The organism is Clostridium sp. chh4-2 (assembly GCF_002899675.1).
Lineage (GTDB): Bacteria > Bacillota > Clostridia > Lachnospirales > Lachnospiraceae > CHH4-2.
Genome location: NZ_PKUU01000001.1, coordinates 255,724 through 281,128, shown reverse-complemented (window position 1 = coordinate 281,128; position 25,405 = coordinate 255,724). Strand labels below are relative to the sequence as shown.

Annotated in this window: 17 protein-coding genes, 1 other RNA gene and 1 riboswitch; of the genes, 13 read left to right on the top strand and 5 right to left on the bottom strand. The window is 46.2% G+C overall.

The window, feature by feature from the left end; genetic code table 11:
- Nucleotides 1–47 precede the first annotated feature (47 nt).
- An RNA gene (gene rnpB / locus C0033_RS01365) (RNase P RNA component class A) lies at nucleotides 48–393 on the top strand.
- Between the two features lie 195 nt (nucleotides 394–588).
- Complete coding sequence (locus C0033_RS01360; RefSeq protein ID WP_103226063.1) at nucleotides 589–1,401, top strand: phosphoribosyltransferase family protein; 813 nt, start codon at nucleotides 589–591, stop codon at nucleotides 1,399–1,401.
- Nucleotides 1,402–2,352: 951 nt separating this feature from the next.
- Here the strand turns inward: C0033_RS01360 and C0033_RS01350 are convergent.
- Together C0033_RS01350 and C0033_RS01345 are read right to left on the bottom strand one after the other, a co-directional pair.
- Entirely contained in the window at nucleotides 2,353–3,657 is a 1,305-nt protein-coding gene (locus C0033_RS01350) for a citrate:proton symporter (RefSeq protein WP_103226061.1), read from the bottom strand.
- 31 nt (nucleotides 3,658–3,688) lie between these two features.
- Nucleotides 3,689–4,507, bottom strand: coding sequence for an alpha/beta hydrolase (locus tag C0033_RS01345; RefSeq protein ID WP_103226060.1), 819 nt, complete (start codon nucleotides 4,505–4,507; stop codon nucleotides 3,689–3,691).
- 138 nt (nucleotides 4,508–4,645) lie between these two features.
- Here C0033_RS01345 and C0033_RS01340 point away from each other — a divergent pair, with 138 nt between their 5' ends.
- Entirely contained in the window at nucleotides 4,646–5,560 is a 915-nt protein-coding gene (locus tag C0033_RS01340) for a LysR family transcriptional regulator (protein ID WP_103226059.1), read from the top strand.
- Nucleotides 5,561–5,683: 123 nt separating this feature from the next.
- On the opposite strand, the gene C0033_RS01335 is transcribed toward C0033_RS01340, so the two are convergent.
- Genes C0033_RS01335 through C0033_RS01325 form a run of 3 tightly spaced genes read right to left on the bottom strand, consistent with a single transcriptional unit; the run spans nucleotide 5,684 to nucleotide 7,575 of the window.
- Complete coding sequence (locus tag C0033_RS01335) at nucleotides 5,684–6,109, bottom strand: aspartate carbamoyltransferase regulatory subunit (RefSeq protein ID WP_103226058.1); 426 nt, start codon at nucleotides 6,107–6,109, stop codon at nucleotides 5,684–5,686.
- Nucleotides 6,103–7,026 (bottom strand): aspartate carbamoyltransferase, encoded by a 924-nt coding sequence (gene pyrB / locus C0033_RS01330; protein ID WP_103226057.1) that lies wholly within the window; start codon nucleotides 7,024–7,026, stop codon nucleotides 6,103–6,105. Before pyrB ends, C0033_RS01335 begins: the two co-directional genes overlap by 7 nt.
- A gap of 12 nt (nucleotides 7,027–7,038) precedes the next feature.
- The gene (locus C0033_RS01325) at nucleotides 7,039–7,575 is read right to left on the bottom strand and encodes a nitroreductase family protein (protein WP_103226056.1); all 537 of its coding nucleotides are present in this window, start codon (nucleotides 7,573–7,575) and stop codon (nucleotides 7,039–7,041) included.
- 212 nt (nucleotides 7,576–7,787) lie between these two features.
- On the opposite strand from C0033_RS01325, the gene C0033_RS01320 reads away from it, so the two are divergent.
- The 10 genes from C0033_RS01320 to C0033_RS01265 all read left to right on the top strand — a co-directional run bounded on the left by C0033_RS01320 (nucleotide 7,788) and on the right by C0033_RS01265 (nucleotide 25,296).
- Entirely contained in the window at nucleotides 7,788–8,525 is a 738-nt protein-coding gene (locus tag C0033_RS01320) for an ABC transporter ATP-binding protein (protein WP_103226055.1), read from the top strand.
- 19 nt (nucleotides 8,526–8,544) lie between these two features.
- Entirely contained in the window at nucleotides 8,545–10,344 is a 1,800-nt protein-coding gene (locus C0033_RS01315; protein WP_103226054.1) for a CARDB domain-containing protein, read from the top strand.
- Complete coding sequence (locus tag C0033_RS01310) at nucleotides 10,331–11,686, top strand: ABC transporter permease (RefSeq protein WP_103226053.1); 1,356 nt, start codon at nucleotides 10,331–10,333, stop codon at nucleotides 11,684–11,686. Before C0033_RS01315 ends, C0033_RS01310 begins: the two co-directional genes overlap by 14 nt.
- A 47-nt stretch (nucleotides 11,687–11,733) precedes the next feature.
- A riboswitch (ZMP/ZTP riboswitch) is annotated at nucleotides 11,734–11,815 on the top strand.
- 115 nt (nucleotides 11,816–11,930) lie between these two features.
- Nucleotides 11,931–12,644: an IMP cyclohydrolase gene (locus tag C0033_RS01305; protein ID WP_103226052.1), complete on the top strand. Its 714-nt coding sequence runs from the start codon at nucleotides 11,931–11,933 to the stop codon at nucleotides 12,642–12,644.
- Nucleotides 12,645–12,662: 18 nt separating this feature from the next.
- A complete protein-coding gene (locus tag C0033_RS01300; protein ID WP_103226051.1) occupies nucleotides 12,663–13,841 on the top strand; it encodes a phosphoribosylaminoimidazolecarboxamide formyltransferase in 1,179 nt (392 codons plus the stop codon).
- Nucleotides 13,842–13,920: 79 nt separating this feature from the next.
- Nucleotides 13,921–14,553 carry an RNA polymerase sporulation sigma factor SigK gene (gene sigK, locus C0033_RS01295; protein ID WP_103226050.1) on the top strand — a complete coding sequence of 211 codons (633 nt, stop codon included), beginning with the start codon at nucleotides 13,921–13,923 and terminating at the stop codon, nucleotides 14,551–14,553.
- Nucleotides 14,554–14,720: 167 nt separating this feature from the next.
- Nucleotides 14,721–16,016: an ABC transporter substrate-binding protein gene (locus C0033_RS01290; RefSeq protein WP_103226049.1), complete on the top strand. Its 1,296-nt coding sequence runs from the start codon at nucleotides 14,721–14,723 to the stop codon at nucleotides 16,014–16,016.
- Between the two features lie 6 nt (nucleotides 16,017–16,022).
- The gene (locus tag C0033_RS01285; protein ID WP_103226182.1) at nucleotides 16,023–18,167 is read left to right on the top strand and encodes an ATP-binding protein; all 2,145 of its coding nucleotides are present in this window, start codon (nucleotides 16,023–16,025) and stop codon (nucleotides 18,165–18,167) included.
- A 97-nt stretch (nucleotides 18,168–18,264) separates the two neighbouring features.
- Nucleotides 18,265–24,342 (top strand): EAL domain-containing protein, encoded by a 6,078-nt coding sequence (locus tag C0033_RS27290; RefSeq protein WP_207656846.1) that lies wholly within the window; start codon nucleotides 18,265–18,267, stop codon nucleotides 24,340–24,342.
- Between the two features lie 108 nt (nucleotides 24,343–24,450).
- Nucleotides 24,451–25,296, top strand: a complete 846-nt coding sequence (locus C0033_RS01265) for a tyrosine-type recombinase/integrase (protein WP_103226180.1) — start codon at nucleotides 24,451–24,453, stop codon at nucleotides 25,294–25,296.
- Nucleotides 25,297–25,405: the final 109 nt, after the last annotated feature.

Here is a 25,405-nt window from a genome sequence, read left to right as displayed (position 1 = left end):
ATAATCAGTTGACACCAGATATAAAATTGTGATAAACTGTTTTAGTTTGAGTAAGACAGGTGGCCGCAGCTGTGATACCGAAAGGTTGCAGATGAGGAAAGTCCGGGCTTCACAGGGCAGGATGCCAGATAACGTCTGGCGGAGGCGACTCCAGGGATAGTGCAACAGAAATATACCGCATGGAAACATGTAAGGGTGGAAGGGCAGTGTAAGAGACTACCGCCTGGCTGGTAACAGCCGGGGCATATGTAAACCCCATCCGAAGCAAGACCGAACAGGAAACATAAGGCGGCCCGTCTGTTTCCGGGTAGGTCGCTTGAGTCTGCCGGCGACGGCAGACCTAGATAGATGGCCATCCAACGACATAACCCGGCTTATCGTCTTGCTCAAACTAAAAATGATATATGCAGATAATGTCTGTTTGAAAACCCGAAATAAATTAAGAAATCCAATTTGATAAGAGATTTCTGTATTTATTTCGGGTTTTTCGAATACGGAAAGAATAAATGCGAACATGCAGTGCAAGTAAGGGTAAATGGAAGATAAATATAGAAGAAAGTGAAGATAAGGAACAACGGGAGGAAGACCATGATAAAGGTAAATAACAGAATTTTCGGAAGCGAGCAGTTCAGCAACGGTGAAGTTTCTTATAAACCGGCTGCAGTGAAGCCGGATCTTAACAGAATCGAATTGTTTTTTCAGGATAATAAAGACATTACGGATCTCCAGTTTGCCGTAGAGTTTATAAGAGATAAGGAACCTGGAGCTGAGATTGAACTGACCATGCTGTATGTCCCATACGGGCGCATGGACCGCCCGATTGACGGGTACGTATACAGTCTGAAACTGTTTGCCAATATCATCAACCGGCTGAATTTCTCACATATCTATACCTTGGACAATCATTCCCACGGAATAGCCGATCTGATACATCATGTGGTCGAGCTGGACATTAATCCTTATATTGATGAGGTGAGACGGCTGTTTCAGCCCGATTATCTGTTTTTCCCAGATGCAGGAGCCATGAAGAAATATCCAAAGAGACTAAATGTCTGTGCCAACGATGAGATTCCATACTTCTATGGGCAAAAACAAAGGGTCTTAGACGACAGCAGAGAGATCATCAGTTATGAGCTGTTTAATAAGAATCTGAGCCTGACCGGAAAGCGGATTCTAATCATAGACGATATCTGCTGCACCGGAGGAACCGTATTGAGGGCGGCCAACATCATGAGACAGAGAGGCGTTTCCGATATCGCGCTGTGGGTAGCCCACTGTGAGAATAACGTAATTAAATACGATATTGTAAGAGAAAACAGTTCCATATCAAAGATCTACACCAGCGACAGCATTATAAGAAATTATACGATCCCCGAAATCGAAGTAATTCACCTGCAATAAAAATCAATGCACAAAATTGTTATTTAACTGAGCTGGCGAAAGGGGGACGCCCGGAATCGGGAGGCGGAACCGGAAGCCAAAGGTCGGAGGGGCCGTCCGGGCCGGGGAAGGAAGATGTAGCCAAATGGGATTCGGGATTCGCCCCTAAGAACTACTAAGACCCGTAAGGACAGAACGAGGCAGGCCAGCGCCATTCGCAGTGAACTCTTTATGACTTCGCTGCTCAGTGGCGCTTTAGAACCTGACACCGAAATCAGGTTCTACCTGCCTCGTTCTGTCCTCACGGGACTAAGTAGTTCTAAAGGGGTTCCATACGATCCCATTTGGCTGCATCTTCCTTCCCCGGCCCGGACGGCCCCTCCGACCTTTGGCTTCCGGTTCCGCCTCCCGATTCCGGGCTGGTTTTCGCTGGCTTGGTTAAAAACAATATTGGTGCGTAGGTATTTATGTAGAATCACATTTACACAGATCGTTAAGGGAGTTTCAGAAATGTCTTCGGATTTTACTTTAATCATCAAGTCATTTCGCAAAATGACCTCACCCTTTACATTAAATGGTGAAGGCATTTTTGAAAAAGACTTCATGGTTTATGTAAAAACTTACTCCCGCATTCACCAAATCTTTTTTATCCTTAGCTAGCCAAGCAACAGCCGGAAAGAAGGGGATGCCCAGGCAGACGGGGAAAGTATTGAGCCAAATGGGATCGTATGGAACCCCTTAGATGTACTTAGATCCACAAGGACAAAAAGAGACAGGTAGAAACTGAATTCCGAATCAGTTTCTAAGCGCCCCTTGAGCAGCAAAGTCATCAAGAGTTTACTGCGAATGGGCGCGCCCTGTCTCTTTTAGTTCTTGCGGGTCTTAGTACATCTTAGGGGCGAATCCCGAATCCCATTTGGCTCAATACTTTCCCCGCCTGCCTGGGCATCCCCTTCTTTCCGGCGTATCTTATTATATAATGTTAAATAAGACTGCGAAAACTAACATGAGGATGCTGATTCCCCATAGCCATTTGAAGGAGAATTTGATATGGTCTTTCAATTCTACTCCGGCAAGGCCCATTGCCAAGAAGGTGGTTGGAACGCAGGGGCTGACTGCGAGAGCAACATTTTCTCCAATTAACATCGCGTGAGCAACCTGATCCGGTGTCACGCCGAAACGGGCGACGGTTTCGCTGATTAACGGAAGCACTCCATAATAATAAGGATCCGGTCCCATGATCATGCCCATTGGCGCGCCTAAGGCTCCGATGATGAGATGGAGATATTTCTGCAGGCTGCCTGGGAGCAAATGAATTAATACCTGTGACATTGCGTCAATCATGCCTGTATTGACAAAGATGCCTAAGAATACGCCTGCGCCGATTAATGTGACAACCAGGCCGATGGAGCCTCCGGCTAAATCATGGATGATGGTCTGCTGCATCTTTAAATCCGGGTAGTTGACAGCGATGGCGATTAACATTCCGAACATGAATACCGCGTAAGCCGGGAATATGTTTTTAACTAATAAAACGATGATTATAATGGTAAGTAAAAGGTTGAACCATAACAATTTAGGACGTTTCATGGAAAGGTCGGTTTCTTCTATGCGTCCGCTGTCCTTGGATAAATCCACAACGATGCCCGCTTCACCTGCTTTAGCCAGACGTTTCTTTTCGACAAAGCTGAAGTAAACGGCGAGAGATAACGTACAGACGATTCCAAATACCTGCATGGGAATCATGCTGACCCATAATTGGGTGGCGTCCTGGCCGATTGCGGTGGCTGCACGGATGGTAGGCCCTCCCCATGGAACCAGGTTCATGACTCCGGTGGCTGAGCTGACAATGAGCAGAAGAACCGTCGGACGCAGTTTCATTTTCTTAAAGATCGGGAGCATAACCGGGATAGTGATAAGGTAAGTGGAGGTGGTCGCTCCGTCGATATGGCCGATAATGGCGATAATGGCAGTTGCCAGCAGGATCATGGTGACGTTATTGCCTGCTACCTTTAATAAATAATCCACCAGCTTATCAAAAAGGCCGGCATAGTTCATAATTCCGAAATATAAGATGGAAAATACGAACAGAATAGCGGTGGCCCAGGTGGTACCCACGCCTTTTGATACAAAACCGGAAATATCCGTAATGCTGAATCCTGCAATGACCGCCCCAATGATCGGCAGGAATACAAAACAAGTGGCTGGTAAAGCCTTATCCTTCAGGATCAAAAACATCATAACAATAATTATGGCATACCCAATAATTGCTAACATAAAACCCTCCTATTTGTGAATTGTCAATAGATTAAGATATCTTTGATATAAAACTCCCCAATGTCCGATTGAACTTTTCATGTTCTACCCAGAATAAGATATGGCCCCCGTTCTCAAATTCATGGAGCTCATGATAAGTAGGAATCACTTCATTGTAATGACGGCCCATGGAAGGTGTGTGCCCTTTGGAACAGCCGCTGGCGATGTAAACCGGAACCGTAAGATTTTTTAACAATGGTTCCGCATTGGTGTGGCACCAGTCGGAATGAATTGCAAACCCGATCCAGGGTGGAGTTTTAGAAATCTCTGTGCGTACCATGGAAATCTCTTCCTGCGTGAGATATTTATCAATTCTCTGGATGAAATTATCAAAATAAACCTCCGGATCTGTGATCCACAGCCGGTATTTTTGATTCCAGTCATCCATATTGTAATTTTTGGAATTATAAGAGTTCCAGTCTTCGGGAGAGAAGGGGAACAGGCAGCAGTCGATCAGTCCCAGGCCTTTTAAACGGTAGGAGTTGTATTTGTCCGCATAAGTGACTACGGTGCTGCCTTCCAAAGACCATCCCAACAGGATTACGTCCTTTAAGTCTAAAAGATCGATCAGCTCTTTGATATCGTCCGCATGGCGTTCAATGTCATTTCCGTGAAGCACTTTAGAAGAATTGCCGAAACCTCTCGGGTCAAATGTTACCACCCGGTAATCTTTTTCCAGCACCTCTGCATTTTTTTCAAAAAATTTGGTGGTGCACATGTGGCCGGGAACGAAAAGAATGGGTATTCCGGTTCCTCGGTCCTCATAGTAAATTCTTGCTCTGTCGCTGGTAGTCAAATAGCCTTTTATCATCAATTTTACCTCCTGAAATCTCTTGGACTTATCTTACTATATGGTAATATTGCTGTAAATCCAGAGTTTAAGCATACTTTTTATAGCTTAAAGTTATAAGTGTGGTATACTGGGAAAAAGAAAGGATTGGAGGGGCTTATGGATTTTAGAGAGATACAGTATGTGGTGGCAATTAGAGATAATCAGACACTTTCAGGCGCGGCGCGGGCATTGGATATCACACAGCCGTCAATCAGTAAATTCCTGCAGAATCTGGAGAAACGGCTCCAGACTAAGCTGTTTGAACGGGTGGACAACAGACTGATCCTCACTTATGCAGGAGAACAGTATGTGGAAACCGGTTTCAAAATCCTGGATTTGAGCAGACAGCTCCAAAATAATTTAAATGATATTAATCAAAACTTCAGAGGCAGACTTTCGATCGGAATCACGCCGACCAGAGGGCGTTATGTGCTGCCCAATACGCTGCCGGAGTTTAAAAAGCGTTACCCCAATTATAAGATCCGTGTGGTGGAAAACGGAGTTTCCGAATTAAATAAAGCGCTGATTGACGGAAAGATCGATCTGGCCGTTTATACGGTGACGGACGGGTATTATGCCGGATTTAATTATGAACAGATATGCAAAGAAGAGGTGGTTTTGGCTATCTCGCCGGATAACAAGCTGTCACGTTACGTTGAAGCAAGAGAGGGCAGAAAGCATCCCTGGATTGACGTAAACCAGTTAGGAGAGGAGTTGTTTTTCCTGGTGGACTCCAAATTCCGGACCAGAAAAATCGCAAACAAAATCATGATGGATTCCACCATTTCCCCGGAAATCATAACCCTTGAAAGCGTGGAGAGCGTGCTTTCCATCATCGCCTCAGGGATCGGAGTAGGATTTTGTACCGATATGTGTGAAAAATACTTCTATACTCCAAAACGACTGCTGTTTTGTTCCGCGGGAAAAAGAAATAATGAATGGGATTTCGTTATCGCCTACCGGAAAAATGTCTATCTGTCGGATGCGGCGAAACTGTTTATCGAGATTACAAAAGAAAAGTTTAGAGAATAAGGGGTAATAAGATCATGAGGTGTCATTGAAGGCCCGGGATCGGCAAAACCAGATGGAAAGAGAGAACCTGGAACACAGGCTTTTATGCCGTTTCAGGTTCTCTCTTTCCGGTGTTTCGTCTGATTATTTGGAATATTTCTCTTCGCAGTACATGCAGCGGTAGGTTTCTGTTTCCTCATCGGATAAGTAGAAGATATGAGGAAGCTCCTGCTCAATGGATGTGATGCAGCGAGGATTCTTGCAGTGGATTACGTTCGTAATCTTTTTCGGCAGTTTTAAGCTGCGTTTCTCAGAGATTACGCTGTCATGGATGATGTTGACCGTGATATTGTGATCGATATAACCCAGCACATTGAGATCGATATGTTCCAGATCGCCGTCAATTTTGATGATATCCTTTTTGCCCATTTTGCTGCTCTTGGCATTTTTAATGATGGCTACCTGGCATTCCAGCTTGTCCAGGCCTAAATGATAGTAGATATCCAGGCTTTTTCCGGCCTGAATGTGGTCTAAGACCACGCCTTCTTTTAATCCGCTGATATTTAACATGGTTTATTCACCTCCAAAAGTGTCATAATAAGGGCCATTCTCACATAAACTCCGTACTGTGCCTGTCTGAAGTAGGCGGCTCTCGGATCGCTGTCCACTTCGGTTGAAATCTCATTAACCCTTGGAAGAGGGTGAAGGACGAACATATCATCTTTAGCGAGTTTCATCTTTTCCTTGTTCAGGATGTAGCAGTCTTTTAAACGGATATAATCTTCTTCGTTGAAGAAACGCTCTTTCTGAACACGGGTCATATAAAGAATGTCCAGTTCCGGCATGGCGTCGTCTAAATTACCGATCTCCTCAAACTCGATGTGGTTGGCTTCCAGAACGTCTTTGCGGATGTAATCCGGTATGCGCAGTTCCGGAGGGGAGATCAGGAGGAACTTGATGTTTGGATAACGAACCAGGGCGTTGATTAAAGAATGTACGGTACGGCCGAATTTTAAGTCGCCGCAAAGACCTACGGTCATATTGTTCAAACGTCCCTTTTCAGAACGGATTGTCATCAGATCCGTTAATGTCTGAGTCGGATGCTGATGTCCGCCGTCGCCTGCATTGATAACCGGAATATGGGAAGCCTGGGAAGCAACCAGGGCGGAACCTTCTTTTGGATGTCTCATGGCTGCGATATCCGCATAGCAGGAGATCATGCGGATGGTATCTGCAACGCTCTCACCTTTGGAAGCGGAGCTGGAATCGGCAGAAGAAAAGCCCAGCACGTTGCCGCCTAAATTCAGCATAGCAGCTTCAAAACTTAAACGGGTCCTGGTGCTTGGCTCATAAAATAAAGTTGCGATCTTTTTGCCGTCACATACATGACTGTATTTCGGCAGATTGTGTTGGATATCTGTTGCAAGTTCCAGCAATTCATCAATTTCTTCCACTGTAAAGTCCAGCGGGTTTAATAAATGTCTCATAACTATCTCCTTTTAACGGTATGTTAATAATGTTTCTAATGGTTTGCGTTTCGGAGCTTCAGGAGTTTCATCCCCATAGCCTACGGCAATCAGAGCCATCAGCTGCTGACCGTCCGGAACCTGAATGAGGGCAGATGCCTTCTCAAAATCATAAAGCCCCAGAATCACTGTGTCAAGTCCTAATTCTTTCGCCGCAAGGCAAAAGGTCTGACATGCGATTCCGCAGTCAAAGGCCTGCCATGCTTCACCCCGGATGGTAGAAAAAGAGCCATCACGTTCATAACCGGAACGACCTGTAATTAAGGTAGTAGCGACTAATAATGGTGCTGGCTTTATAATACAGGCGTTATGCTCACCACAGCAGGTGTCGGCAATCGCCTTCTTTAAATTGGAATCCTCAATAGCAATATAACGTGTTACCTGAGAATTCTTCCAGGATGGAGCAAATGAAGCAGCAGAGACGATCTGTTCCAGCAAAGAATGAGGGACGGCAGTCTCTTTAAAACGGCGAATGCTTCTTCGTGTTTTAATAGCGTCTATGGTATTCATCTCGAACCTCCTTTTTTTCCTTTCCCTATTATATAGTATAAGTCCGGATATTTCTACAATTTTTTACAAAAATATGTTATACTTTTTTAGAAAGTTTTCCGGAAAAACCGTGTAAGGAATATTTAAGGAACTTTAAGAAAATAAAGGCGGTACAAATTATCATTTTACTGTATAATAAACCAATAGAAACAGGAAAAGGGAGGTCCTTAACTTTGTCAGACAACAAAATACCCATTATAGAAGTAAAAGACCTTTATAAGATATACAAGGTAGGCCATACCAAAGTATACGCCCTCAACGGTGTGGATTTTACCATGTACAAAGGAGAATTTTGTGCCATTGTAGGCCCGTCCGGTTCCGGCAAGTCGACGCTTTTAAATATGCTGGCCGGTTTGGAAAAGCCGACAAAAGGTGAGATCGTGATCGCTAAGACCCACATAGAGAAGCTGACGGAGAATCAGCTGGTGGCATTCAGAAGAAAGCATGTGGGATTCATTTTTCAGTCCTATAACCTGCTTCAGACCATGAACGCGGTGGAGAATGTGGCTCTGCCCCTTTCCTTCCGTGGAATCCCGCGAAAGGTGAGGAATGAAAAAGCAGTCAAATATCTGAAACTGGTTGGCCTGGAAAAGCAGATGAAGCATATGGCCAATGAGATGTCCGGAGGGCAGCAGCAGCGTGTGGGAATTGCCAGGGCTCTGGCTGTGGACCCGCAGATCATATTTGCGGATGAGCCTACCGGTAATCTGGATTCGAAGACCACCATGGAAGTGCTGAAACTGATGAGAAAGATTGTCAGGGAGCAGCACCAGACCCTCGTTATGGTTACTCATGACAACCATATCGCATCCTTTGCCGACCGGCAGTTTCATATCGTGGACGGCAAGATCTTAAAGATAGAAGAGCGCCATCATTCAGAGGAAGATGGTCCTGATACAGAAGAAAGTTAAACAAAGAGGAGATTAGAGTATGAAAAAGCTGAAAAAAAGTCTGGTTTGGATTTTAGCGGTGATCACTTTGCTGGGAGCGGTGCCGTTTACGTCCTTTGCCCTGATTGATACCAGCGATAACGACTATGTAATTACAAAAAAGACGCCTAGCGGTAAAACGGGAAAGAGCATGAGCATTTCCTTTACGTTGAAGAATAACTCGGGAAAAGATTTAAGCAAGATGGGCGTGTCCCTTTCAACGGATGTGATCATTTCGGATGATGAAGATCTGGACTCCACCTATGTGTTTCCCTTTGAAGTGAATGAGAGCACCTTTGATATTAAAGACGTGGGTTCTCTCAAGGACGGTTCCTCAAAAAGCGTATCGATTTCCGCAAGGGTAAGGCGTGATATCGCCGAGGGATATTATTCAGTTCCGATTAAAGTGTATGACGATAAGAATAATGAACTTGCGGACGAATATATCAATGTCTGGATCAGCAAGTCCACCGGTTCGTCGAATGACGATGAAGAGGACGATAAAACCATAACCTTTGTCCTTGGAGAGGGGCAGAGCACTCCTGACGGCGTTTATCCGAATGTTCTCAACTTTACCATGAATTTGAGAAATGACAGCACCATTTCAGCTCAGGACGTTACGGTGAGCATGGTGATGAGCAAAGAAGATACGGAATTTCCATTTGAAATTAACGATGCCAATTACGACCGCCGTTTTGATAAAATCGCAGGCGGAGAGACGGTGGAGCTGCCTTACAGCTTTATGATCCGTAAAGAGGCCTACAGCGGATATTACCCGGTAAAATTGGAGATTACATACAGAGACAGTTCCGAAGGCGCATTATTAAAAGCGGAGGAGTCTTTCTTCGTCCGCGTTACCAATAAAGACAAAGAAGACAATAAAGGCGATTTCAATGCAAACGACAGAACAAAAGCCCGTTTAATTGTGGACAGCTACGAGACAATTCCGGAGAAGATCTTTGCGGGTGAAGAGTTTGAATTGATTTTAAGGATGAAGAATGCATCTGCCGACGTGCCTGCCAGCAACATCCTGTTCTCATTAGAGTCTGAAAAAGTCACTGAGAGCGCTGTCTTTTCCATGGAATCCGGCTCTTCTTCAACGGTTGTGAATTCCATGCCTGCCGGAGGAACTGCTGAGATCCGGGTGAAGATGGTGTCGAAAGCCAGCATTGACCAGAGATCCTATTCCATCACGGTTAAGGAAAAGTATGACAGCCCTGAGTTTAAGAATGCCGAGGAAAGCGTGGTTGTGGATATCCCCGTTTACCAGCATGCCAGAATCAACACGGGCACCATAGAGATTATGCCGGAAAGCATTAACGTGGGATCGGAATCCAATGTCATGTTCTCGATCAATAACACCGGAAAAGTGCTTCTTTATAATGTTATGGCAAAATTTGAAGCCGATTCCATACAGACGACAGACACCTATGTAGGCAATATTAAACCGGGTGAAACCGGCAATGTGGATGTGATGATCAGCGGCGTGGCTCCAACGGCCGACGACGGCAAAGTGAAGATCACCATAACCTATGAAGATGAGAATGGAAATGAAACCGCTTTGGAAAAAGAGATGACTCTTTATGTAACGGAAGAAATTCCGATGGATTTTGATGATTCCATGGTTGGTAATTTCGATGACATCCCGGCAGAAAATCCGTCTTTCTTCAGTAAATACAAATTAATTATACTGCCGGCTGCAGCGCTGGCCGTCATAGTGGTTGCTGTCATTATTGTCAGAAAGAGAAAAAAGAAAAAAGCGGCCCAGGAAGAGGATGAGACAGACGATGAGATTTCTTGATCTGCTCTTAATGAGCGTAAATAACCTGCGGCGGAGAAAGCTGAGGACGACACTCACTGTGTTGGGAGTTGTTATAGGTACGGCTTCCATTGTTGTAATGGTTTCCTTGGGAATTGGTTTAAAGGAACTGACAATGGAGCAGTACGAGGCTTCCGGAAGTTTGACGGCCATCACCGTATATTCGCAGAACAGGTGGGGAAATAACGACACTTCAAAGGAGCCTAATTACATAACGGATGATACGGTAAAACTGCTGAAGCGGGTTGAACATGTGCAGGCAGTATCTCCCATGCTGTCCTTTTATGTGGTTATGAAGCAGGGCGTTTATGAAGCGCAGCTGGGCATGAACGGGGTTTCCAGAGAGTATATGGAGCAGATTTCCATTGGAGAAGGAAGCTTGCCTGAGCCGGGCGGCGATCTTGCGATGGTGGTGGGAAATCAGGCCGCCCGTAACTTCTACAATACGAAAAGTAAAGGCGGTTACCGTAATTATGACGAGATACCGGACGTGGATTTTCTGAATAAACCCATGTTTGTGGTCTTTGATACGAATGCATATTATCAGGCACAGAGCGGGGGATCAAGAGAAGGGGGATCTCCTTCCAAACCTCCGAAAAAGTATATGATTCCCACAGCGGCGATGGTAGAGGGAGGCGTTGATGACTGGAACAGTTACAGCTATGACGTCTACGTGGATATCGATTCTCTGAAAGCCCAACTGAAGCGGGTATTTGGAAAAGATCCGATCCCGGGACAGCCCACCAATAAAAAGGGAAAACCATATAACTATTTTATCTATGACCAGGCGATCGTCTATGCAGATGATATGTCAAATGTTACCACAGTGCAGAAAGAGATTACAGATATGGGATATCAGGCATACAGCAGCATGGAGTGGCTGGAACAGTCCCAGCAGCAGTATAATATGATTCAGGCCGTTTTAGGCGGAATCGGCGCGGTTTCCCTGTTTGTAGCGGCAATCGGCATTGCCAATACCATGATGATGTCCATCTATGAACGGACAAAGGAGATCGGAATCATCAAGGTTCTTGGCTGTGATATGGGCGTAATCCGCAATATGTTCCTTTTGGAGTCGGGATTTATCGGATTTATGGGAGGAATGATCGGGATTATATTAAGTTACACCCTGTCCATTGTGATCAATAAATTTTTAGGAGCGGCCCAGCTCATGATGGGAATTGACGGCGATATATCCAGAATTCCGCCGTGGCTGTCAGGATCTGCAATTCTGTTCGCCATCTTCGTAGGTATGGCTGCAGGCTTCTTCCCGGCTTTAAGGGCGATGAAGCTGAGCCCATTGGCCGCAATAAGAAATGAATAAAATTTAAAAATCTTCTTGCAAAGAAAAAAATAATATTATATGATTAGAAAAGGACGTGCGACTGGCGGATAAGTGGGAAACTACAGGGGAGCACGTAAGAAGATTGAGCCGACCGCCTGGGCATGCTGAAGACAAAAGGAGAAATTCCTTTTGATCTTCGTACTGCCCAGGCGTTTTTTTATTGATTAAATGTTTCATAGTAACGGCTGGGCAGGACATATAAAAAGTTAGGAGGAATCAGCTGATGAAGATGCTGGCAATTGAAGAGGAATTGAAGAATAATGCCTATCCGGGCAGAGGAATTGTGATTGGAAGAACGGAGGACGGAAAAACGGCAGTGACCGCTTATTTCATCATGGGAAGAAGCGAAAACAGCCGTAACCGTGTGTTTGTGGAAGACGGGGAAGGAATCCGCACTCAGGCGTTTGATCCATCCAAATTAACCGATCCAAGCCTGATTATCTATGCTCCGGTTCGGGTCCTCGGCAATAAAACGATTGTTACCAACGGAGACCAGACCGACACAATCTATGAAGGAATGGATAAACAGCTGACTTTTGAACAGTCTCTGCGCAGCCGTGAGTTTGAACCGGACGGCCCTAATTATACACCGAGAATTTCAGGAATTATGCATATTGAAAATGGAAGATATAATTATGCCATGTCCATTTTAAAGAGCAATAACGGGAACCCGGAATCCTGCAGCCGCTATACGTTTGCATATGAGAATCCTGCGGCAGGCGAGGGCCACTTTATCCACACATATATGCATGACGGAAATCCGCTTCCAAGTTTTGAAGGAGAGCCGAAACTTGTTGGAATCAAGGGAGATATTGATGAATTTACCGATCTTTTGTGGAAGAATTTAAACGAAGATAATAAAGTTTCCTTATTCGTGAGATATATTGATATCGCTACAGGCGCTTATGAAACAAGAATTGTTAATAAAAACAGATAAGAACAGGAGAACGTTAAGATGAAAGAATTGGAGTTAAAGTATGGATGCAACCCAAATCAAAAGCCTTCCAGAATCTTCATGCGGGGGGAGAGAGAACTTCCGATCCAGGTTTTAAGCGGAAAACCGGGATATATCAACTTTCTGGATGCATTTAACGGCTGGCAGCTTGTGCGGGAATTAAAACAGGCCACCGGACTGCCGGCAGCAGCTTCTTTTAAGCATGTATCTCCGGCCGGAGCCGCAGTAGGCCTGCCTCTTGACGAGACGCTGGCTAAGATTTACTGGGTGGAGGATATGGGTGAACTTTCTCCGCTTGCATGCGCATATGCCAGAGCCAGAGGAGCTGACCGCATGTCTTCATTTGGCGATTTTATCTCTCTTTCCGATGTGTGCGACGTGGATACGGCCCGTATCATTAAAAGGGAGGTTTCAGACGGAGTGATCGCCCCTGGTTATGAACCGGAGGCTTTCGAGATCTTAAAGTCCAAAAAGAACGGCAATTATAATGTAATACAGATCGATCCCGACTATGTTCCGGACCCGATTGAACGGAAACAGGTATTTGGAATTGTTTTCGAACAGGGCAGAAATGAATTAAAGATCGACAGCGAACTGCTGTCTAAGGTAGTGACTGAGAATAAAGAGATTCCGGAAGATGCCAAGCGCGATCTTTTGATCTCCTTGATCACGTTAAAATATACCCAGTCCAATTCCGTATGCTATGCAAAGGGCGGCCAGGCCATCGGAATCGGAGCAGGCCAGCAGTCCAGAGTCCACTGCACCCGTTTGGCGGGAAATAAAGCGGACAACTGGTTTTTGCGCCAGGCGCCTCAGGTGCTGAACCTGCAGTTTGTCGACAGCATCCGCCGGGCGGACCGCGACAACGCCATTGACGTTTATATTGGCGACGATTATATGGATGTTTTGGCCGACGGTATCTGGGAAAATACCTTTAAGGTAAAACCGCCGGTATTTACAAAAGAAGAGAAGAGGGCATGGCTGGATCAGATGAAGGATGTATCCCTCGGTTCGGATGCATTTTTCCCATTCGGGGATAACATTGACCGTGCATACAAGAGCGGCGTAAAGTATATCGCCCAGCCGGGAGGTTCTGTCCGGGATGACAATGTAATTGAAACCTGCAACAAATACGGAATGTCCATGGCCTTTACCGGCATCCGCCTGTTCCATCACTAAAATAAAATAAAAGTGTAAAAGCACTTAAAAAGCCACCTTAGCATAAAATAAAAGTAAGTAATGCGTAAGGTGGCTTTCTTTGAAGACATTTCCCCAGCCTTTAACTGCACGAGAGGAACGAGAATATCTGGAACGCTACAAAGAGGGTGACCAGGAAGCAAGGTCCGTACTCATTGAACGGAATATGCGTTTGGTAGCGCATGTGGTTAAAAAATATCAATATACAGATCATGATATGGATGATCTGCTGTCTGTTGGTACCATTGGCCTGATTAAAGCGGTGAACACATTTAATGTTGACAGAGGATCTAGGCTGGCTACGTATGCCGCAAAGTGCGTGGAAAACGAGATCTTAATGCTTCTTCGGGCCAATAAGAAATACTCGAAAGAGGTTTCACTGTTTGAGCCGATTGGGGTCGACAAGGATGGCGAAACGGTCAGCCTTGTGGATGTGATCGAACTGGAAAATAAAGAAATACTGGAGGGCTTGATTCTGCAGCAGGAGGTGAGGGAGCTATACCTCGCCTATGAAAGCTGTTTAAAGGATCAGGAAAAAATTGTAATCAGTATGCGTTACGGATTATTTGGGATAAAAGAACATACGCAGAGAGAAATTGCTGAGAAACTGGATATATCCCGCTCTTATGTGTCCAGGATCGAAAAAAAGGCCCTGGAAAAGCTCAAGACGGAGTTTGAGAAAAATGAAAAATAGTTCGAAGAGGAATGAAGAAAAACAACACCTTGGTATCAGATTTTAAATCTGATACCAAGGTGTTGTTTTGATGTTCAGGTTACGTTGCGCGATCGGCGCTGGTGTGATAATATATAATCAATTGAGATTTTAATAAGGGGTTTTTGCGGATAATTTGGAGGTACAGAATGAGAAGTTGGAGATATAAATTGCTGGTTTGCATCCTTCCGTTATTTGGGATATTGAGCGGATGTGCAAAACAGCAGGGCGAGAACAGGATCCTTTATCAAGCGCAGGAACCCACGGCACCTGAGACAGAATTGACTTTTTTTGGTTTTAAATACGAGGCATTGAATGTTAAGGCGATAGAAAATGCACTGCACGGTTTTATGGATGAATATCCCGATATTACAATCTCTTATGACGGGATTAAAAGTCCGACCTATTTCGATGTATTGGAAAAACGTTTGGATACAGGGAATGGGGACGATATTATCATGGTGGACCATGCCCGGGCTTTGGACCTGGAAAAGCAGAACCGGCTGGCGGATTTGTCTGACTTATCCACGCTGGATCAATTCAGTGATTTGGCGAAAAGCCAGATGGCGGCAGCGGGAGAGATTTGCTATCTGCCAACCTCTATTTCTGCATTCGGACTTTTCTGCAATACCGATCTGTTAAAGAAACACGGGCAGATGGTGCCGGAAAACCTGTCGGAGTTGGAGAGCGTATGCGATTATTTTGTTTCACAGGGAATCACTCCAATTGTGGCAAATAACGATATTTCTTTGAAAACCATTGTGATTGCCAAAGGGATGCTGCCTTATTACCAGCAGGAAGATCCCGTTTGGGCGATATCACAGTTTAATGAGGGAAAAGCAGATTTGGCAGAAGCGCTCCGTCCTGGATTTGAACTGGTGGAGCGGATGCTGGAGCGCGGCTGGGTGGATCGGGAAGAAGCATTGAAGACAGCCAAAACGAAGGATGATTTGACGTTGTTTGCCAAAGGGGAACAGCCTTTTATGCTGACCGGCGCATGGGCTGTCCCGCGTCTTCTGGATCTGAATCCGGAATTTGAATTTAAGGTACGGCCTTACCCGATTATGGACGATGGCAGTGTTCTGGTTATCAATGTGGATACACGTGTCAGCGTATGGGCGGAGAGCCCACATCTAAAGGAGGCCAAGCAGTTTGTGGAATATTTGACAAGACCGGACGTTATTTGGGAATTTGTGAACAGCCAGTGTTCTTTCAGCCCGTTAAATGAGAACAGGCTTGCTGAAGACAAAGCGATTCAGTCAATTGGCCCTTATTTGACCAATGGCCGCAGTGTGATAGGATCTGACGACAACTTGAGATTCCCTATTTGGGATTTTTCCCGGGAGAGTATCGTGGGAATGTTAGAGGGCGGCGATGCGGCTGCGGCTGTTACCGGTATGAGTGAGCTGATCGGGAATTGGGACAGCGAAAATGAGGGGCGGTGACAGGTGGTGAAATCGAAAAAAAATTATTTTTGGGGCGTTTTTCTGGTTGGGATTGTAGCCGCTATTTTGATTGGAGGCATCATTTATCTCGCCCAAGTGCGCCAGTCTCTTTGGAACCTGTCAGTGACAGATATTCTGGAGGTAACAGCCCAGGGAGGGCATGCTTTGGACACTTACATAGAAAAAGATGCGGAGGCGCTTCACGGACTGGCCAAAGGGCTGTCCGTGGAAGACTCGGATAATTACGATATCATTCAGAAAAAAATGGAATTGTTTGGCACGATGGAATCCTCAGTTGCCTGCATCAATCTGGATTCCGGCATAATCTATACGGATTTGCGGGAAGAAAGAAGGGCTTTAGAACCGGAACAGCTTGCACAGTTCCAGAATTTGAGCGGCCATGGGGTATTGGAACCATTTTTGGATATGCAGACCGGTGTATGGACATTGAACAGTTATGAGTGCTTCTCCTTTGCGGACGGCGCCCGTGGTGTTATTCAGAAATCGAAAAGCCGCGCAGAAATTGCACAGCAGTTTTCCCTGTCATTTTTTAATGATACCGGTTTTTCCTATGTGGTGAATCAGGAAGGGGATATTCTGATCCGCTCCCAGCACCGCAACAGCAACCGCACATTTCAGAACCTGTTTGATATTATCGATTTGCAGGGAAATAACAATCAGGCTGTTCAGTCATTCCGCACCGCTTTAAAACAGCAGAATTTCGGCGTGGCCCGATTTAAATATCAGAAGGAGGAATATGTATTCTGTTATGTTCCTATGAACAGTGCGCCCGGCTGGTATGTGTTATCCATTATTCCGAACCGTGTTATTATGGAACAGGCAGAGACGATTATCCATAATTCCCAATTATTTTATATTCTGATAATATTCAGTATTTGTATATTAGGCGCGTTTGTCTTCCTTTACCGTAATTCCACCCGCCGGATTGTATTGGCAGAGGAACAGGCCAGAAAGGCTGCGGAGAGCGCTAACTTGGCAAAGAGCCGGTTCCTGTCCAATATGTCTCACGATATAAGAACTCCGATGAACGCCATTGTCGGCATGGCCAGACTGGCAGATGACCATTTGGAAGATACGGAAAAAGTGAAGGGATATTTAAAGAATATCGAGCAGTCAGGACAGCTGCTGGTCAGCCTGATCAATGACATTTTAGACTTATCAAAAATTGAAAGCGGACAGATGCTGCTGCACAATGACGCGGCTTCACTGGAGGACCTTTTGAATAATCTGGAGAAGCTTATCAGGCCTGCTTCGGCACAGAAAAAGCAGCATTTTGAGATCAGGCTCCATCAGATTGAGCATAAGGTTCTCTGTTTTGATGCTCTGCGTTTGAACCAGCTGTTAATCAACTTGCTGTCCAATGCGGTAAAATTCACCCCGGAGTGCGGGAGGATCACGATGGACGTGACGGAAGAAGCTTCTAAGCGTGAAAACTTTACCCATCTGACGTTCCGGGTGGAGGATACCGGAATTGGGATGAGTCCTGATTTTGCCGCCCATATATTTGAGTCTTTTACCAGAGAACAGGACAGCCGGATTAATAAGATCGAGGGCAGCGGACTGGGGATGGCAATAGCAAAAATGATTGTGGATCTGATGGAAGGAACGATCTTTGTGGAAAGCACCTCTGGGGAGGGCACTGTATTTACGGTAAATCTCGATTTCGCCCTTCCTTCCAGGGAGCAGGAGAAGAAGATGTCTGAAGAAGTGGAATCCAGTTCCGAAGAGGATGAAATTGTTGATCTGGCTGGTAAGCATATCCTTTTGGCAGAAGATAATCAATTGAACCAGTTAATTGTAAAGGAACTGCTGCAGGACAGAGGCATGCTGATCGACATTGTAGGCGACGGACAGTCCTGCGTGGATTATTTTGCCCAGTCGGCTCCCGGAGAGATCGATTTGATTTTAATGGATGTGCATATGCCGGTTATGAATGGATATGAGGCGACCAGAACAATCAGGCGGATGGATCGGGAAGATGCGGCCACCATACCGATCTTTGCCATGACCGCAGACGCATTCACGGAAGACCGTGAGGAGGCAAAGCGGGCGGGGATGAATGCGCATCTGTCCAAACCGGTGAATATCCAGCACATGCTGCATGAGATGAAACGTTATTTGAATGGCTGACGGATGGAGCCCGCGGCTCTGCCGTGCTGCGAATAGGAAGTCTGGGAGCCGGATGAGAATCCGGCTTCGGGATATTGGGAAAGGAGTTATCCTTTGAATGATTACGACGGATGAAACGATACAGGCGCCCATATTGGTTGTCGGCAAAACAGAGGCGGAACGCAGTAGTCTGCGCGCTGTATTTGAACGTGAATACAGCGTCAAGGAGGCCGAAAACAGTGCACAGGCGCTTCAAATAATACACAGGGAAACGGTTTTAGCGGTTTTGTGTGACTTGGACATGCCGGGGAGTTTTGAGGTGCTGGACCAGATCGGCAGGGAGAGCGAGATGCTTCTGTTTCCTGTTTTTGCGGTTACAACAGAAGAAGATGAGAGCGGCCAGATGAGAGCGCTGGATTTTGGCGCAGAGGATATTATTACCAAACCGGTGAAGCCGCGGATTGCCCTTTTGCGGGTGAAAAATGCGGTTAAAAGCCGTCTCAGCCAGTTGGATGCATTAACAGGTCTTTACAGCAGCGATCTGTTTTTCCGTAAGTCAGCCGGAATGATTGCCAGGGAGCCTGTGGGATCTTATCTGCTGGCTTGTCTGGATGTGGATAATTTTAATGCAATCAATACGCAGTATGGCCGGGAAAACGGAGACCGTGCGTTAAAACAAATCGCCAACGTCCTGACCGGTTTTGTGGATGAATATCGCGGTATCGCGTGCCGTATATCGGCGGATAATTTTGCGCTTCTTCTTCCCAGCGATACGCCCGCCCTTTTGCCGGAACTTATCATATCGGTGGAAGACTGTTTTAAGGCGGAGGGGATTCACATCAAGCTTCAGCTGAGCATAGGACGCTATCTGATCGACGATAAAAGCCTTTCATTTAACGATATGATGAATAAGGCTCTTTTGGCGAAACGCTCCGTAAAAGGACGGTATAACGTTTCTGTGGCAACTTATAACAATGAGATGCAGAAGCGGTTTATGGAGGACCAGAAAATCCTGGGACAGATGGAGTACGCTCTTTCGGACGGCCAGTTTGAGGTATGGCTCCAGCCTCAGTACAACCATGAAACCGGCGCTTTGGTCGGGGCGGAAGCGCTGGCCCGCTGGCGCAGCAAAGAACAGAAAAGCATGATCCCTCCCAACTCTTTTATACCACTGTTCGAGAAAAATGGTTTTATCTATGAGCTGGATAAGTATGTATGGGAGAAGGTATGCGGGCTTCTGCGCCGTTGGATTGATGAGGGCCGATACCCTCTGCCTGTCTCTGTCAATGTTTCCCGAATCGATATTCTGGAAGAAGACTTCTATGAGAAGCTTACCGGTCTGGTAGAATCATATGGAATACCAGCAGAGCTTTTACAGCTGGAGATTACGGAATCGGCCCTTTCTTTCGATATTGTGCGGATTGTGGAGATGGTAAAAAAACTGCGGGCCTATGGTTTTACCATTGAAATCGACGATTTCGGCAGCGGTTATTCGTCCTTCAGCGTGCTCAAGGATGTGCCTGCCGACGTGTTGAAAATGGACATGCGTTTTTTGTCGGGAAGGGATAATACCGGACGGGGCGGCAACATTATCGAGTCCATTGTCCGTATGGCAAAATGGATTGGCATGCGGGTGATTGCCGAGGGCGTGGAAACAAAGGAACAGGCGGATTTTCTTCAGTCCATCGGCTGCCTTTTGATCCAGGGCTATTATTACGACAGGCCGATGCCGGTGAACGAGTTCGAAAATCTGTCCAGGTGCAGAGAAAAAGCGAAAAATATAGGTACGTTTGAAACGATCAGTGCGCTGGACGGCAATGCGTTCTGGAATTCGGAATCCATTGAAAGTCTGATCTTTAACAGCTATGTGGGCGGCGCCTGTGTTCTGGAATTTACGGAAGGAAAGTGCGAGATCATCCGTGCCAATGAAAAATACCGGGAGGAGATGCGCACCGGCATCCCTTTAACCGATATACTGAGAATCGATCCGCTGACGTTTATGTCCAAAGAGGAGGCCGGGCGTTTTAAGGAAGAGGTCCGCACAGCCTCACGGGACGGAGTGGAGATGCGTGGAGACGTGATTTTTTATGACCATCTGACACAGCCTGCCCATGAAGAGTGTCTCCGTTATTACGGCAGAGTGATTGCAAAAAGTCCGGCTTGCAGTGTGGTTTATCTGCTTATTGAGAATATTACGGAACAGAAGCAGACACAGCAGAAAGTGGCGGAAACTACGGAACAGCTTCAGTTTCTGAATGAAGTGTCTAAAAGTATTCTCAGCAACCCGGATACGGAGGCGGCGATTGAACGTCTGCTGAGTAGGCAGATGGCTTATTTTAATGCGGATTTTGTATATATAATGGAGTATTCAGAAGCGAGACAGGCCGGGAGCATCTCTTATGTGGTCTGTGCCGACGGACTTTCAGTAAATATAGATACGAAAAAGCAGATTCCATACGCTGAGATGGCCGGCTGGATTGAGCAGTTAAAGAGCGACAGACAGATCGTGATCGAAAATATCGAGGAGCTGGAGCCCGAACGGTCTGTTGAAAAACTGAAACTCAGGGCAGCGGGAATCCAGTCTTTAATTGCCGTGCCGCTGATGCAGGACGGTGTGCTCGTCGGCATGCTGGGGGCATGTAATCCCCGGAGGTCCTTTAATTTCGTCGGGTATTTGTCTGCGCTTGGCGATTATGTGGCAGTGCTTTTAAACCGGCGCGATCTGCTCACAACAATAGAAAATGACAATGATTCCATGCAGCGGCTTATGAACGATACGCCGGGGGGATTTGTGCGCATGCAGATGCTTCCGGATGGAGGAGCGGTTCCTGTATTTATCAATGATGGTTTTTGCCGGATGATGGGCATGAGCCACGAAGAAGCGCAGCGGATTTATGGCGAAAATGCCTATGCCGGAGTGCACCCTGAGGATGTGGAGGAAATTCAGCAGGCTGTGATTAATGCCATGAAAGAAGACGGGATTTTTTCCGCGCGGGCAAGATTCTATCATAAGGAAAAGGGCTATATGCATTTTCAGGCTTTTTACCGGACAACCACAGATCCAAACGGAGTTCAGTATACAAACGGATATTATGCGGATATGACGGCGGATATGGAGCTGGAAGAACGGAGAAAAGAGCTTTTAGACAACCTGCCCTGCGGCGCCGCGGTCTATGAAATGAAGAACGGTCTCTTAAATGTCCGGCATATAAACAAGCGTTTTTCAGAATTAGTGTGCCGTGACGAAGAGCAGATTCACAGAGAAAATGCCATAACCGCGGTGCATCCTGACGACCGGGACCGTGTGATGGCGGCCGTAAAAGAAGCGATAACCGGAGGAGAGATGTCGTGTGATTTCCGCGTGCTTCATGGCAGCGGAGGATATCTTCCCATGCATGTGGTGGGCAAGACAGAAGTGCAGGATAGTGAAACCATTCTCATATATGTTACGTACATTCCGATTACGGAGGAAGCGCTGTCAATCAGCGTAGCGCTTGCCGACAGGCAGAAGGCCGAACAGCTGGCGAATGAGGTAAATGAACAGCTTCTTTTCCTCAATGAAATTTCAGGATACCTGCTAAGCGATAAGGAACCGGGCGAAGCCATTTACCAGGCGCTGCAAAAGGTTATGGAGCATTTTGACGGAGACCGGTCCTATATATTTGAGCTGGATGATGAAAATCAGGTATCGGTGAATACCTACGAAGTTTGTGCGCCCGGTATTTCCTCAGAAAAGGCTAATTTGCAGGCGATGCCATACTGGAGACAGAATTATGCGCTGGAAGAATTCCGCAAAGGCCAGAATATCTGCATTGAGGATGTAAATGAAATGCCTGAGTACCGGGAACATGAAAAACAGGTGTTCATACAGCAGAATATTCATAATGTTTTTCTTGTTCCGCTGAGAAACCATAAGAAACTTATAGGATATGCAGGTGTGGATAATCCCAGGAAAAATACAAGCCACACTGACCAGCTTGTAGCTATCGGCGCCTATATGGCGTCTATGCTGATGCGCCGCGATCATTTGCTGCATATAAAAAATGACAACGAACTGCTGCAGCGGCTGATGAACGATACGCCCGGCGGTTTTGTGCGCATGAAGCTGCTTCCCGACGGAAGCGCTTTACCGGTGTTCATCAATGACGGCTTTTGTCAGATGATGGGCATGACCCATGAGGAGGCTTTTGAACTCTATGCAGATAATGCGTTTGCGGGCGTGCATCCGGACGACCTTTTGGAACTGAAACGGGTGGTCGCCAAGACGGAGGCGGAAGAGGGAATCTTTTCGACTCGTGTACGTCTATGCAGCAAAGGGAAGGGGTATGTGCATATTCAGGCATTTTACCGCACCACTGCAGATCCTTCCGGGGGAAAATTCATTAATGGATATTATGCGGATATGACGTCTGATGCCGGAATCGAAGAGCGCAGAAGGGAACTTTTAGACAATCTTCCATGCGGCGCGATTATATTTGAGGTGACTTCAGACGGCACCATCAGCGCTTCGCATGTAAATAAAAGGTACGCGGAACTTGTGAACAGGAACGGCGGGGATCTTCAGATGCAGGAACCGGCTCAGGCCATTTACCCGGAGGACCGGGAGCGCATGATGAATACAATCAAAGAAGCCGTCAAAAATGACCGGGATATGGAATGCAATATACGGGTGCTTAACGGCAGCGGCGGTTACAGCGCTTTTCATCTCGTAGGCCGCATTGCTTCCCGGGAAAATGGGAATACGGTTATCTATACCGCATATACGCCGATTACGGAGGAAACGAGACAGCTGAGCCTTGCATTGGCTGATCAGCAAAAGGCGGAACAGGCGGCTAAGGAGATCAACGAGCAGCTGAGCTTTTTAAATGATGCGTCCCGGTATCTCCTGATGAAGGATGATCCGGAACAATCCATACTTTTGACTCTGGAGAAGACGATGGAGTATTTTGACGGAGACCGGTCCTATATTTTCGAACTGGACGATGAAAAGCAGGTATCACAAAACACCTATGAGTTCTGTGCGCCCGGCATTCAGCCGGAAAAAGATAATCTGCAGAACCTTCCGTATTCGATTCAGGAATATGCGCTGAAGATTTTTAAAAACAAAGGCCATGTCTGTCTGGAGAACATAGAGAGCATTGAGAAAAGCGGAATTGACACCAATAAGATTATAACGAGCCAGGGGATTTACAGTTTGATTCTCGTTCCGCTGTGGATGGGAGAAACGCTGATCGGTTATATGGGAGTTGATAATCCCAAACGAAATGTTTCCCATGCTGATCATTTGCTGGCGCTGGGCGATTATATAGCGGCCATCCTGCTGCGGCGTGACAACGAAGCGCAGATTCTGAGCGACAACCGGATTATGCATGACCTGATGAACGATATGCCCGGTGGTTTTGTGCAGATGAAGATCTATCCGGACGGAAGAGTAATTCCGGTATTTATCAATGAGGAGTTTTGCCGTATGAGCGGTATGAGCCATGAACAGTGCATGGACTACTACGGGCGCGATGCCTATACCGGACTGCATCCGGACGATCAAGCGATGGCGCACAGCGTGATGGAGGAGATGATTAAAAACCGCAATACAAGTACCCTGCGGCTGCGCCTTACAAACGGCAGCGGCGTCTATGTTCCGATGCAGGTATTTTACCGCGTGACGGAGGATAATGCGGGCAACCTTTATCTCAGCGGTTATTATACCGACCTGACCGAGCAAATTGCCCTGGAAGAACGGAAATTGGCTGAACACGACCAGCTGACCGGCCTGTTTAACCGGACAAAACTGGCGCATATGGTAAACGGCGAATACCAAATGCTTACGTCCTGCGGCGTCATCTTTTTTGATGTAAATCATTTAAAAGAGGTGAATGATACAAAAGGTCATGATGTAGGAGATGTGCTGCTGTGTATTGTGGCCGACAGCATACGTTCCGTTATGGGACGCCGTATTCATGGCTACCGGTATGGCGGAGACGAGTTTCTGGTGGTGGTATGCGACGGAAAAGAATCTGAGCTGGAACGCCTGATCGAGCTGTGGAGATCCAGAATGGAGATGCTGGCAAAAGATAGGAAGGTGGCGGCGACCGCTGCTGTGGGAACTGCATGGAGTGAAGCTCCGTTTTCTCTGAATGATCTGATCCATAAGGCGGATAAGGCGATGTATGCGGACAAGCATCACAATAAAAGATAAAAAATGCGTTGAGAAAAGAAATGACGCGTCAGCTATTTAGTAAAATCGTTCTCTGTGGTTATAATAAGATCTGTATCCGATGTAACGCAGGAAAGGACGATGGCTGAAATGACAGAAAAAATATTGACTGAAGAGATGATGATAGCTTTTGAAACGTATCTGACGGAGGAAGAGCGCTCTAAGGCGACTATTGAAAAGTACCGAAGAGATATCCGGGCGTTTTACAACTGGCTTCCGGAAGGAAAAGAGATAACAAAAGAATGTATGGTAAAATACAAACAGATGCTATCAGAAAAATACAAGGCTGCCAGCACGAATTCCATGCTGGTGGCCTTGAATAATTTGTTTTCTTTTCTGGTTTGGCCTGAATGCCGGGTGCGGCTGTTAAAAATTCAGAGAAAGAGCTTCCGGGAGATGGACAAGGAACTGAACAGGAATGAGTATCAGAGACTGGTGCAGGCGGCCAGAAGCCGGAAAAATGAACGTCTGGATCTGCTTATGCAGGCGATCTGCAGCACGGGAATCAGAGTGAGCGAGCATCAGTTCATCACGGCGGAAGCGCTGAAAACAGGCAGAGTTATCATTGTCAATAAGGGCAAGGAACGCACGGTTTTCCTTCCCCCCAAGCTTTTAGATCTACTGACGAGATACTGTAAAAAGAGAGGGATCATTTCCGGCCCCATATTTATCACCAAAAGCGGAAAACCGCTGAACAGAAGCAATATCTGGTCTGAAATGAAACGGCTGTGCATGGCGGCAAAGGTCAGTCCGGAAAAGGTATATCCCCATAATCTGCGCCATCTGTTTGCCCTGTCGTTTTATCAATTGGAAAAAGATATTGTCCATTTGGCGGATATTCTGGGGCATACCAGCATTGAAACAACCAGAATTTATACGCTGACCAGCAGCATGGAGCAGGCGAGAAAGTTAAACCGGCTGAAACTGGTTATTTAGGCGGTTCTGTTCATATCGAAAGAGTTCATTGGAACTTGGCATAATAAAAAGCACATAATAAGCATTATGTGCCATATAGTTTTTTACATATGAATTATATCTTACTTTA